This window comes from Streptomyces sp. NPDC056628, assembly GCF_042792555.1.
Lineage (GTDB): Bacteria > Actinomycetota > Actinomycetes > Streptomycetales > Streptomycetaceae > Streptomyces.
Genome location: NZ_JBHTWG010000011.1, coordinates 189037 through 189726, shown reverse-complemented (window position 1 = coordinate 189726; position 690 = coordinate 189037). Strand labels below are relative to the sequence as shown.

The window sequence follows — 690 nt, the reverse complement described above, 5'->3', positions numbered from 1 at the left end:
GTTGATAGGCCGGATCTGGAAGCACGGTAACGTGTGGAGGTGACCGGTACTAATAGGCCGAGGGCTTGTCCTCAGTTGCTCGCGTCCACTGTGTTAGTTCTGAGGCAACGACCGTTGCCGGTTTCTTGAGCAGAACACATAACTACAGAGTGTGCTTGTTCGCTCGAAACCATTAGGGTTTCGGTGGTCATAGCGTGAGGGAAACGCCCGGTTACATTTCGAACCCGGAAGCTAAGCCTTACAGCGCCGATGGTACTGCAGGGGGGACCCTGTGGGAGAGTAGGACACCGCCGAACAATCTTTGGGAAGGACCCCTGGTCACCAGCGTTCAGCTGGGACCAGGGGTCCTTTTGTTTTTACAATGCTTGTGGTACCGAAGACAGGAGTCACCCATGTCCACCAACTCTCCCGACGATCGACCGGAGCGCGACCAGCGGCGACGGGACAGTGGTGACCGTGGTGGTTACCGAGGTGACCGTGGTGATCGTGGCGGCTTCCGGCGGGACAACGACCGCCGTGACGACCGGGGTGACCGCCGTGACGACCGGGGTGACCGCGGCGGGTTCCGTCGCGACGACCGGGACCGTGGGTTCCGCCGCGATGACAACCGCGGCGGGGGCAGCAGCAGTAGCGGCGGCGGCTACGGCCGGCGTGACGACCGTCGCGATGATCGCCGTGACGACCGCAGGG

The 690-nt window shown here is 62.5% G+C and carries 2 rRNA genes and 1 pseudogene; 2 read left to right on the top strand and 1 reads right to left on the bottom strand.

The features are described 5' to 3' along the window. Nucleotides 1-73, top strand: a 23S ribosomal RNA gene (locus tag ACFRAC_RS17115); the annotation flags it as partial. A 106-nt stretch (nt 74-179) separates the two neighbouring features. After that, nucleotides 180-296 (top strand): 5S ribosomal RNA (gene rrf / locus ACFRAC_RS17110). A gap of 90 nt (nt 297-386) precedes the next feature. Here rrf and ACFRAC_RS17105 read toward each other — a convergent pair. Next, a pseudogene (locus ACFRAC_RS17105) lies at nt 387-690 on the bottom strand (hypothetical protein); the annotation flags it as partial.